The organism is Streptomyces sp. PTL18 (assembly GCF_059510295.1).
This window is the reverse complement of sequence record NZ_JCAJZO010000033.1, coordinates 1-10881: the sequence shown is the minus strand read 5'-3', so window position 1 is coordinate 10881 and position 10881 is coordinate 1. Positions and strand designations below refer to the sequence as shown.

7 protein-coding genes are annotated in these 10881 nt (G+C 73.0%); 6 read left to right on the top strand and 1 reads right to left on the bottom strand.

The features are described from left to right. The first annotated feature begins 89 nt into the window (after window positions 1–89). The 4 genes from AC5WS8_RS34950 to AC5WS8_RS34935 are packed head-to-tail and all read left to right on the top strand — an operon-like array spanning window position 90 to window position 3616. Complete coding sequence (locus AC5WS8_RS34950; protein WP_496107543.1) at window positions 90–284, top strand: ferredoxin; 195 nt, start codon at window positions 90–92, stop codon at window positions 282–284. A 43-nt stretch (window positions 285–327) separates the two neighbouring features. Further along, complete coding sequence (locus AC5WS8_RS34945) at window positions 328–1395, top strand: glucose-1-phosphate thymidylyltransferase (protein WP_496107542.1); 1068 nt, start codon at window positions 328–330, stop codon at window positions 1393–1395. Then, window positions 1392–2381 (top strand): dTDP-glucose 4,6-dehydratase, encoded by a 990-nt coding sequence (gene rfbB / locus AC5WS8_RS34940; protein WP_496107541.1) that lies wholly within the window; start codon window positions 1392–1394, stop codon window positions 2379–2381. The genes AC5WS8_RS34945 and rfbB overlap by 4 nt, the downstream gene beginning before the upstream one ends. Then, a complete protein-coding gene (locus AC5WS8_RS34935) occupies window positions 2378–3616 on the top strand; it encodes an NAD(P)/FAD-dependent oxidoreductase (protein WP_496107540.1) in 1239 nt (412 codons plus the stop codon). The genes rfbB and AC5WS8_RS34935 overlap by 4 nt, the downstream gene beginning before the upstream one ends. A 417-nt stretch (window positions 3617–4033) precedes the next feature. On the opposite strand, the gene AC5WS8_RS34930 is transcribed toward AC5WS8_RS34935, so the two are convergent. Then, complete coding sequence (locus AC5WS8_RS34930; RefSeq protein WP_496107539.1) at window positions 4034–4813, bottom strand: VC0807 family protein; 780 nt, start codon at window positions 4811–4813, stop codon at window positions 4034–4036. A 398-nt stretch (window positions 4814–5211) separates the two neighbouring features. Between AC5WS8_RS34930 and AC5WS8_RS34925 the strand changes: the two genes are divergently transcribed. Both AC5WS8_RS34925 and AC5WS8_RS34920 read left to right on the top strand, forming a co-directional pair. After that, window positions 5212–6597 (top strand): cytochrome P450, encoded by a 1386-nt coding sequence (locus tag AC5WS8_RS34925; RefSeq protein ID WP_496107538.1) that lies wholly within the window; start codon window positions 5212–5214, stop codon window positions 6595–6597. Between the two features lie 416 nt (window positions 6598–7013). Then, window positions 7014–10881: type I polyketide synthase (locus tag AC5WS8_RS34920; protein WP_496107549.1), on the top strand; the 3868-nt coding region annotated here is incomplete at its 3' end.

Genomic DNA, 10881 nt, shown 5'->3' with positions numbered 1-10881 from the left:
CCGGCCGCCACGGCCCACCACCCCGAACCAGCAACAGCAGGACGACCAGCAACGACTGGACGATCGAGAACAGGAACAGGACTGAGACCATGAAGATCAACGTGGACCGTGAGCGCTGTGTCGGAGCCGGTCAGTGCGTACTCGCCGCCGCGGGCGTCTTCGACCAGAGCCGTGAGGACGGCCTGGTCGAACTACTGCAGCCCGAGCCGTCGCAGGATCTGCACGCCGCCGTCACCGAGGCGGAGCTGATCTGCCCCTCCGGCGCCATCGAGATCCAGCCCTGACGGGCGGCCCCTCACCGACGACACGTAAGGCGGGACGGAAACCGTGAAGGCTCTCGTGCTGTCGGGAGGTGCGGGGACCCGGCTGCGGCCCATCACCCACACCTCCGCGAAACAGTTGGTGCCGGTCGCCAACAAGCCCATCCTCTTCTACGGCCTGGAGGCGATCGCCGACGCCGGGATCACCGACGTCGCGATCGTCGTCGGCGACACCGAGGACGAGATCCGGCAGGCCGTCGGCGCCGGCTCCGACTTCGGCCTCGACGTCACCTACCTGCGGCAGGAGGCCCCGCTGGGCCTTGCCCACGCCGTGCTCATCGCCCGGGACTTCCTCGGCGACGACGACTTCGTGATGTTCCTCGGCGACAACTTCGTCTTCGGCGGCATCGACGCCTCCGTCGAGGAGTTCCGCAAGACACGCCCCGACGCCCAGCTGCTGCTCACCCGCGTCCCCGACCCGTCCGCCTTCGGTGTCGCCGAACTCGACGAGCAGGGACGCCTGGTGCGGCTGGAGGAGAAGCCGCGCCACCCCCGCAGCGACCTGGCCCTCGTCGGCGTGTACCTGTTCGGCCCCGTCATCCACGACGCCGTACGCGCCATCGGGCCCTCGCCCCGCGGCGAACTGGAGATCACCGACGCCATCCAGTGGCTGCTGGAACGCGACCGCGACGTGCGCACCACGGTCATCACCGGCTACTGGAAGGACACCGGCAACGCCGCCGACATCCTCGACGTCAACCGCCGGCTCCTCGACCTGCTCGAATACCGGGTCGACGGCGACGTCGACGACACCAGCGAGATCGTCGGCCGGGTCCGCATCGAGGCCGGCGCGACCGTACGGGGCTCCCGGATCGTGGGCCCCGCGATCATCGGCTCCGGCACCCTCGTCCAGGACTCCTACATCGGCCCGTCGACGTCCATCGCCGAGGACTGCGTCATCCGCAACAGCGAGATCGAGTTCTCCATCATCCTGCGGGAGTCCAGCTTCGACAGCATCCGCCGGGTGGAGGGCTCCCTCGTGGGCCGCAACGTGCACGTCTCCCTCGGCCCGCGGGTGCCCGCCACCCACCGGCTCGTCATCGGCGACCACGGGCGGGTGCAGATCTCCTCATGACCACCCGCATCCTGGTGACCGGCGGCGCCGGATTCATCGGCTCCCACCACGTGCGAACCCTGCTCGGGCCCACCGGGCCGGCCGACGTCGCCGTCACCGTCCTCGACAAGCTCACCTACGCGGGCAACCCCGCCAACCTGGACGCGGTCCGCGACCATGCCGCGTTCGCCTTCGTCAAGGGCGACATCTGCGACCGGGAACTCGTCGACGGCCTCATGGCCCGCCACGACGAGGTCGTGCACTTCGCCGCCGAATCCCACGTCGACCGCTCCATCGCCGACTCCGACGCGTTCGTCCGCACCAACGTCCTGGGCACCCAGACCCTCCTCGACGCGGCCCTGCGGCACCGCGTGCGCACCTTCGTGCACGTCTCCACCGACGAGGTCTACGGCTCCATCGACACCGGCGCCTGGACCGAGGAGAGCCCGCTGCTGCCCAACTCGCCCTACTCCGCCTCCAAGGCCTCCTCGGACCTGCTCGTCCTCTCCTACCACCGCACCCACGGACTGGACGTCCGGGTGACCCGCTGCTCCAACAACTACGGCCCCCACCAGTACCCCGAGAAGGTCGTCCCGCTGTTCGTGACGAACCTCCTCGACGGCCTGACGGTCCCCCTGTACGGCGACGGCGGCAACGTCCGCGACTGGCTGCACGTCGACGACCACGTCCACGGCATCGAGCTGGTCCGCACCCGCGGCCGGGCCGGCGAGGTCTACAACATCGGTGGCGGCACGGAGCTGACGAACAGGGAACTCACCGGCCTTCTCCTCGACGCCTGCGGCGCCGGCCCCGACCGCGTCGAGCACGTCCCCGACCGCAAGGGCCACGACCGCCGCTACTGCGTCGACTGGACGAAGATCCGCGACGAACTCGGCTACCGGCCCCGCACCGACTTCACCACCGGCCTCATCCGGACCGTCGACTGGTACCGCACCCACCGCTCCTGGTGGGAACCGCTGAAACCGACCCCCGGGGTGACCGCGTGAGCGAGCTGAACGAGATCGTCGTCGTCGGCGCCGGAGCCGCCGGCGCCACCACCGCCGAGAGCCTGCGCCGCCAGGGCTACGAGGGCTGCCTCACCCTCGTCGGCGCCGAACCCCACCTGCCCTACGACCGGCCGCCGCTGTCCAAGCAGATCCTCACCGGCCGCTGGGAACCGGACCGTGTCCGGCTGCGCGGCCCCGAAGCGTACGACCGGCTCGCCGTCGAGCTGCGCCTGGGCAGCGCCGTCACCGGCCTGGACCGCACCGGCCGGACGGTGCACCTCGCCGACGGCTCGCGGCTGCACGCCGACGCCGTCGTCGTCGCCACCGGCGTACGCCCCCGGCGACTGCCCCGCACCGACCACCCCGACCGGTCCGACGCACCCGCCGGCGTGCACGTACTGCGCACCCTCGACGACGCCCTCGGCCTGCGCGAGGCTCTCCTCGCCGGCCCGCGCCTGGTGGTGGCCGGCGCCGGGCTGCTCGGCACCGAGGCCGCCGTCGCGGCCCGCGCCCTGGGCGCCGACGTCACCCTGGTCTGCCCCGCACCCGTGCCCCTGCTCGACCTGCTCGGCCCGCAGGCCGCCCGCCTCGTCGCCGCCACCCACCGGGACCTCGGGCTGCGCGTCCACCAGGGCCGGGCGACCGCCGTGACCGCCGACCGCGGCACGGTCACCGGTGTCCGGCTGGCCGACGGCGGCGTGCTCCCCGCCGACGTGGTGCTCGTCGCCACCGGCTCCGTGCCCGACACGGAGTGGCTGCGCGGCAGCGGCGTCCCCGTCGACGACGGCGTCGTCTGCGACGCGCTGTGCGCGGCCGGGCCCGGCGTGTGGGCCGCGGGCGACGTGGCCAACCGGCCCGACCCGCGCACCCGCCGACGCCGACGGCTGGAACACCGTGCCCATGCCACCGAACAGGCCGCGGCCGTCGCACGCAATATCCTCGCCGGCACCGGAGCACGTCCCTTCGCACCACTGCGGTCCTTCTGGACCGACCAGCACGACCTGAGGATCCAGGTGTTCGGGGACCTCGCCGGGACCGAACGCTGCCAGATCCTCGAAGGCCGCCCCGACGAAAGGAAGTTCACCGCCGTGTACTGCGCCGCAGACCGCGTCCTGGGAGCCGTCGCGGTCAACATGCCGCGCGAGGCACTGCGGCTGCGCACGGCCGTGGAGACCGGGGAACCCCCGACGGACCGCCCGGCCGAGCCGACACCGGCGGCCGCGACGGAGGCGTGAAGGCCGGCTGTGGTCCCGGCTCCGCCGGGCCGGCCCCGGCCTTCACCGCGGTCGCACGGCCGCGCCCACCACGAGCCCGCAGGCGCGGTCTGATCCGCTGTCGGGTCGCCGACCCGGCCGTGCCCCTTCACCGAGCCGGTGACGGCCCGGCTCTCCGGAGCCGACGCCACGGGCGCACCCACCACAGGGCCGGTGGCGGTGACCCAGCCGGATCCGTCACCGGACCTCCATCGGGCCGCCGGCCCCGCACGTCGACGCCGAGCCGCCGCGTTCGCGCCGGTGCCGCACCACGGACGCCACGGGCCCGGCCCCGGCAGAGGGCTTCTGCCGGGGCCGGGACCACGTGCGGGGCAAGACGGTACAGGCGCTCGGCGGAGCGCAGGACGGACCGGGGGAAGGGAAGGCGGACCGCCCGGGTCAGTGGCGGTCGTGTCCGGCGCCGGGCGCCGACGCCGACCCGCGACCGCCGTCCCACGACGGGGAACCGGAGTCGGGAGACAGGATCGACCACAGGCCGGCCCGCGCGTGGTAGATGTTCACGATCACCAGCATCAGCAGTGTGAACACGCCGTACTGGACACCGTTGAGCGCCGGCACCATGTGCACGGGCAGGGTGTACGCCATGAGCGTGCGGATGCCCGAGTCGACGAGCAGTCCGATGCCCCAGATCACCGTGGTGACCCGCCAGATCCGCCGGAACTGCGCTTCCTCGCCCCACAGTTCGTCCCAGTCCCGGCCCCCCATGGCCCGCCGCTCCAGCAGCCGCCGGGAGAATCCGAACGCCAGCGGCCGTCTGCCGCGTAGCGACACCAGGAAGCCCACTCCGGCCACACCGGTCAGCCATCCGTCGCGGACCAGCAGCAGCCGTGGGCCGCCGCCGACCACCGACACGATGATGCTGAGCACCAGCATGACCGTCACGAACACACCCAGCACATCCACCCGCCGGGTCTTCGCGAACCGCACCAGCGTCGCCGCCGCGGGCACCACCGCGCCCGCCGTCAGCGCGATCACATCGCCCACCCCGGCCGCCGTCAGGCCGTAGTACAGGCCGATCGGCACACCGAAGTCCACGAGGACGGTCAGCAGCACGGGCGGCCCGGACGACGAGTCCGACGGCCCACGGGACGTGTCGCCGCTGCGGGCGGGGCGGTCGGGGGTCGGCTGGTCCGGCAGGCTGCTTCCGCCGCTGGTCATGTGCTCTCCGTCCGACGGGACCGTACACGAACGATTGCCGCGAGGCGGCCCGCGCCTCCCACCTGGACGGCGGAACCGGGCCACTCGCGTCAGCGTACGTGCGGACCCCGCCCGCGGCCCATGGCGACCGATCGCATCGGGCCAACCCTTTGGAATTCCCTAGACCTCGACGACGACGGGCCGGGCCCGCAGCGCCCCGATGCTAGCGTCGGGCGCCAGGTCGACCCCCCGTGCACACGCCCCGCCCGTCCCGCCGCGGCCGCGGAAAGCCGAACTCTGCGCATCCGGCTCGGCGTTGAGACTGTCACCCTCCGCTGACCCAGGAGACATCAGTGACCGACGTTCAAACAACTCCCGAGTCGCCTGCGCCGACGGAATCGATTCCCACGCCCGGTCCCATGCGGCTGAAAGACATGCGCGAGGTCGTGCGGAACGTCCCGCGCTACCTGACCGGCCTGCGAGACCAGCACGGTCCGCTGGTCCGCGTCCCCATGGGAAAGACCGACGCGTTCCTCGTCAGTGACTTCGACGTCGTCCAGGACGTCATCATCGCCTCCAGCCGACGCTTCGACAAGGACGCCCAGAAGACCGGTCCCGGCCCCGACGACTGGGGCTCCAGCCTTGAACGCGTCCTCGGCAAGGGCCTGGTGACCAGCGTCGGCACCTACCACCGCCGTCAGCGCCGGCTCATCCAGCCCGTGTTCCACCGCCAGCGCATCGCCGGCTACGGCACCGCGTTCGCCACCATCGCCCACGAAGCCGCCTCCCGGTTCACCGACGGCGAGCGGTTGAACTTCCACGAGGCGATGTACGAACTCGCCCTCGGTATGGTGACCCGCACCCTCTTCGACGTCTCCCTCGACAGCGAGGCCGCCGACCGCATCCGCACCGCCTTCCCCCGCGAGGGCGGCCCCCTGCGCTGGGAACTGAGCCCCTTCGGCAAGATCCTGCTGCGCCTGCCGCTGCCCGCCAACCGCCAGTTCAAGCGCGGCCTGAAGGCCGTCGACGACATCGTCTACGGCATGATCGAGGAACGCCGCAAGGGGCCCGGCGACGGCGAGGACCTGCTGTCCGTACTGCTCACCGTCACCGACGCCGACACCGGCGAACACCTCACCGACCGCGAGCTGCGCGACGAGGCCATCACCCTGCTGATGGCCGGCCACGAAACCTCCTCGGGCGCCCTCACCTGGGCCTACCACCTGCTCGGCACCCACCCGGAGGTCCGCGAGAAGCTGCACGCCGAGATCGACGAGGTCCTCGGCGACCGCCTGCCCACCGTCGCCGACCTGCCCGGACTGCAGTTCACCGACGCCGTGTACTCCGAGGCACTGCGCCTGTACCCGCCGGCCTGGGTCCTCGTACGGCGCGCCCTGGAGGACTACACGGCCAACGGCTACCGCATCCCGCGCAACAGCGTCCTGATGGTCAGCCCGTACGTTCTGCACCGCGACGCCACCTGGTGGCCGGAGCCGGAGCGGTTCGCGCCCCAGCGGTTCCTGCCCGAACCCGACCCGGACGACCCGCTCACCGGGCACGCCAAGACCCCCGGCCGCCCCAAGCTGGCCTACCTGCCCTTCGGTGCCGGACCCCGCCAGTGCATCGGCAACGTCTTCGCCCAGATGGAGGGCGTCATGGCATTGGCCACCCTCAGCAGGCACTGGGAGTTCGAGCCCGTCGGCAACCCGCCGGACCGGGTCACGAGCGACTTCACCCTGCAGCCCCGCGGAGGCCTCGAAATGGTCGCCCACCGCAGGCGCCGAGGGATCGCGAACGGCCGCTGACCAGCGCCGAACTAGTAGAAGTCTCCCTAGATCGACGGCTGCCCGCGGGACTCCCCCGCAGGCAGCCGCCAGTATGACAAGCATCGCAACCACCGATTGTCCCGCGGATGGCGCGGCAGTCGGATCCGGCCGGAATACGCGGCCAGAAAATGAGCTGGATCCGTAGGGCGGAGGCAGTGGCCGTGGCGCCAGAAGACGCACACGCACGGGACAACGTGTCGGTACCCCGTCGGGGAGCCGCATCCGTCGAGGGTGCCGCGTCCGTTCGGGAATCGGCGTCCACCGGGGAAACCGAATCCCTGCGCGGAACCGAATTCCACCCGGCGGAATCCGAGGGCCCCGGCGCGCGATTCCCCGGAACGCCTTCCGCCCGGGAAAGCGCGGCGACCCCGCGGGACGCGATCGCCGTGGTCGGCATGTCCTGCCGCTTTCCCCAGGCCCCCGACCCCGCCGCGTTCTGGCGCCTGCTCACCGAGGGCGAGAGCGCCGTCACGGATACCCCCGCGGACCGCCTCGGCTCCCTCGCCGCCCCCGACCCCGCCACGCCCGCGACCCCCCGCCGCGGCGGCTACCTCGACCACGTCGACCGCTTCGACGCCGGCTTCTTCGGCATCTCGCCGCGCGAGGCCACAGCGATGGACCCCCAGCAGCGCCTCGTCCTCGAACTCGGCTGGGAGGCCCTGGAAGAGGCGGCCGTCGTCCCCGCCCGGCTGCGCGGCAGCCGCACCGGCGTCTTCGTCGGCGCCATCTGGGACGACTACGCGGCCCTCGCCCGGCGCCTCGGCCCCGAGGCCGTCGGCCGCCACACCCTCAGCGGTGTGAACCGCGGCATCATCGCCAACCGCCTCTCCTACGTCCTCGGCCTGCGCGGCCCCAGCCTCACCGTCGACGCCGGCCAGTCCTCCTCGCTCGTCGCCGTCCACCTCGCCTGCGAGAGCCTGCGCCGGGGAGAGTCCGAACTCGCCCTCGCCGGCGGCGTCAACCTCACCCTCGCCCCTGACAGCGACCTCGCCTGCGCCGCCTTCGGCGCGCTCTCCCCGGACGGCGCCTGCTTCACCTTCGACGCCCGCGCCAACGGCTATGTGCGCGGCGAGGGCGGCGGCCTCGTCCTCCTCAAACCCCTCGCCCGCGCCCTGGCCGACGGCGACCGCATTCACTGTGTCATCCGGGGCAGCGCCACCAACAACGACGGCGGCGGCGACGGGCTCACCGCACCCCTGCGCGAGGCCCAGGAGGACGTCCTGCGCCTCGCCTACCGCGACGCCGGTCTCGACCCGTCCGACGTCCAGTACGTCGAACTCCACGGCACCGGCACCCGGCTCGGCGACCCCATCGAGGCCGCCGCCCTCGGCACGGTCGTCGGACACGCCCGCACGGACGGCCGCCCCCTGCTCGTCGGCTCGGTGAAGACGAACATCGGGCACCTGGAGGGCGCGGCCGGCATCGCCGGACTGCTGAAGACCGTGCTGTCGCTCCGCCACGGACGCATCCCCGCCAGCCTCAACCACGAGCACCCCCACCCCGCCATCCCCCTCGACGACCTCAACCTGCGCGTCGCCACCGCATCCCTGCCGTGGCCGGGCGAGACCACGCCACGCCGGGCGGGCGTCAGCTCGTTCGGCATGGGCGGCACCAACTGCCACGTGGTGCTGGAGGAACGGCCCGAGGCGGAGGCGGCCGGTACGGCCACGGCCGAAGGGACCGGCGCGCCCGGCGCCATCGGCGCGACCCCGCCCGACGCCGGCCGTGTGCCCCTGCCCTGGATCGTCTCCGGCCGCACGGGCAAGGCGCTGCGCGCCCAGGCCAAGCGGCTGCTCGCCCACCTGGAGGCCGCCCCCACCGCCGACGCGGCCGACATCGCCTACTCCCTGGCCGAGACGAGGACCCGCTTCGATCACCGCGCCGTCGTCCTCGGTACGAACCGCGAGGACCTGCTGCGCGGCCTCACGGCCCTCGCCTCCGGCACCCCGGCCCCCGACCTCGTCACCGGAGTGTTCGAACCGGCCGCCACGACCACGCCCAAGGGCACGGCGACCGCCCGGGCCACTTCGGCGGCTCCCCTCCCCGGCGGCACCGCCTTCCTCTTCGCGGGACAGGGCTCGCAGCGCCTCGGCATGGGCCGCGAGCTGTACGAGACGTACCCCGTCTTCGCCGCCGCCTTCGACGCGGTGGACGCCGAACTGCCGTTCAGCCTCCGGGAGATCGTGTTCGGCGAGGACGCCGGCCGCCTGAACCGCACCGAGTACGCCCAGCCCGCGCTGTTCGCCCTCGAAGTCGCCCTGTTCCGCCTCGCCGAGTCCTTCGGGGTGCGCCCCGACGTGCTCTTCGGGCACTCCGTCGGCGAGGTCGCCGCCGCGCACGTGGCGGGCCTGTGGTCCCTGGCCGACGCCTGCCGCGTCGTCGTCGCGCGCGGCAGGCTGATGCAGGCGCTCCCCGAGGGCGGTGCCATGGTCTCCGTCCAGGCCACCGAGGAGGAGGTGCTGCCCCTGCTCGCCGGACGGGAGGACCGGCTCGGCGTCGCAGCGGTCAACGGCCCCGCCGCGGTCGTCGTGTCCGGTGCCGTCGACGCCGTCGAAGAGGTCGCGGCCCACTTCCGAGCCCGCGGCCGCAAGGTGACGGCGCTGCGCGTCAGCCACGCCTTCCACTCACCGCTCATGGACCCCATGCTCGACGAGTTCCGCACGGTGCTCGCCGACGTCACCTACGGCCGGCCGGCCCTGCCGATCGTCTCCGACGTCACCGGCCGCACCGCCACCCTCGACGAGCTGACGTCTCCGGACCACTGGACCCGCCACGTCCGCCACACCGTGCGGTACGCCGACGGCATCCGCACCCTGGCGGCCCAGGGCGTCCGTCACCTCGTCGAACTCGGCCCCGACGGCACCCTGACCGCCCTCGCCGAGCAGACCCTGGACAGCGACGACGTCCTCGCCGTCGCCGCCCTGCGCAAGGACCGCCCCGGCGCCCGCGCCTTCCTCGAGGCGCTCGCCGCGCTCCACACCACCGGTGTGCCCGTCGACTGGACCCCCGTCCTCGCCCCGCACGGCGCCCGCCGCACCGACCTGCCCACCTACGCCTTCCGCCGCCGCGGCTACTGGCTGCCCGACACGGTCACCGCCCCGCAGCCCGGGGCGACCCCCGCCGAGTCGCGGACGGTCGGCGCCGATACCCGACACGCCGAGCACATCGAGCGTGCCGAGGACGAGACCCCCGCGCTGCGTGACCGTCTCGACCGGCTGTCTCCGCGAGAGCGCCGCGCGACCCTGCTGGACCTGGTCCGCACCCACGCCGCAGCCATCCTCAGCCACGACTCGGCGGACGAGGTCGAACCCCGCCGCACGTTCAAGGACCTGGGCTTCGACTCCCTCACCTCCGTCGATCTGCGCAACCGGCTCAGGGCCGCGACCGGACTGCGCCTGCCGGCCTCCCTGCTCTTCGACCGCCCCACACCGGAAGCGGTGGCGGACCACCTGGAGGAGCAGCTCTCCCCGGCCACCGACCGCAAGGCACTCGAGGTCCGCACCCGGGCGGCCACGGGCGACGACCCGGTGGTCATCGTCGGCATGGCGTGCCGGTTCCCGGGCGGGGTGAGCTCGCCGGAGGATCTGTGGCGGCTGGTGAGCGAGGGCGGCGACGCCATCGGCGCCTTCCCGGCCGACCGCGGCTGGGACCTGGAGAGCCTCTACGACCCCGAGCCGGGCCGGGCCGGACACACCTACGTCCGCGAAGGCGGCTTCCTCTACGACGCCGCCGAGTTCGACGCGGGTCTGTTCGGGATCTCTCCGCGTGAGGCGCTGGCGATGGACCCGCAGCAGCGGTTGCTGCTGGAGACGTCGTGGGAGGTCTTCGAGCGGGCCGGTATCGACCCGGCCGGTCTGCGCGGCTCCCGCACCGGTGTCTTCGCCGGCCTCGTGGAACAGGGCTACGGAGCCCGTCTGCGTGACGCCGCCGAACAGTCCGACGGTTACGTCCTCACCGGCACGACCCTGAGCGTGGCGTCGGGTCGGATCGCGTACACCTTCGGTTTGGAGGGTCCGGCGGTCACGGTGGACACGGCGTGTTCGTCGTCGCTGGTGGCCTTGCACCTGGCGGTGCAGGCGTTGCGGGCGGGGGAGTGTGATCTGGCGTTGGCCGGTGGTGTGACCGTCATGTCGGGTCCGGAGATGTTCGTGGAGTTCTCGCGGCAGCGGGGGTTGGCGTCGGACGGGCGGTGCAAGGCGTTCTCGGAGGGTGCGGACGGTACGGCCTGGTCGGAGGGTGTGGGTCTGCTGCTGGTGGAGCGGT

Bases quoted from the DNA above. Each gene is read 5' to 3' on its own strand.
- AC5WS8_RS34950 (WP_496107543.1), top strand. From the start codon at position 90: ATGAAGATCAACGTGGACCGTGAGCGCTGTGTCGGAGCCGGTCAGTGC.
- rfbB (WP_496107541.1), top strand. From the start codon at position 1,392: ATGACCACCCGCATCCTGGTGACCGGCGGCGCCGGATTCATCGGCTCC.
- AC5WS8_RS34930 (WP_496107539.1), bottom strand. From the start codon at position 4,813: ATGACCAGCGGCGGAAGCAGCCTGCCGGACCAGCCGACCCCCGACCGC.
- AC5WS8_RS34925 (WP_496107538.1), top strand. From the start codon at position 5,212: ATGCGGCTGAAAGACATGCGCGAGGTCGTGCGGAACGTCCCGCGCTAC.